Here is a 438-nt window from a genome sequence, read left to right as displayed (position 1 = left end):
AACTTGGTCTCATAACCGTGTTGAAGGTAAATTGGACTACACAAGCTTATTGTATATTCCTTCAAAAGCGCCTTTTGATATGTACAACCGCGATGTACCGAAAGGGCTCAAGTTGTACGTTCAGCGTGTTTTCATCATGGATGAAGCTGAGCAGTTCCTGCCTCTGTACCTACGGTTTGTTAAAGGTATTGTTGATACTCGCGATCTTTCGCTGAACGTCTCTCGTGAAATCTTGCAGAGTGACAAGACCGTTGAAAGTATGAAGACTGCTTTGACCAAGCGTGTTCTTGATATGTTGACCAAGATGGCGAAGAACGATGCTGAAAAGTATCAGTCTTTCTGGGATGAGTTTGGCCAGGTAATCAAGGAAGGCTTGGCTGAAGACTTTGGAAATAAAGAGAAAGTTGCCGGTTTATTACGTTTTGCGTCCACTGAAGG

General features: G+C 43.4%; 1 pseudogene. It reads left to right on the top strand.

Annotation, left to right across the window (positions count from 1 at the left end):
- A pseudogene (locus A3766_RS10345) lies at positions 1-438 on the top strand (molecular chaperone HtpG); the annotation flags it as partial.

It is taken from the genome of Oleiphilus sp. HI0132 (assembly GCF_001635845.1).
Note: the sequence above shows the minus strand (reverse complement) of the source record. Positions and strands in the feature narration are given on the sequence as shown.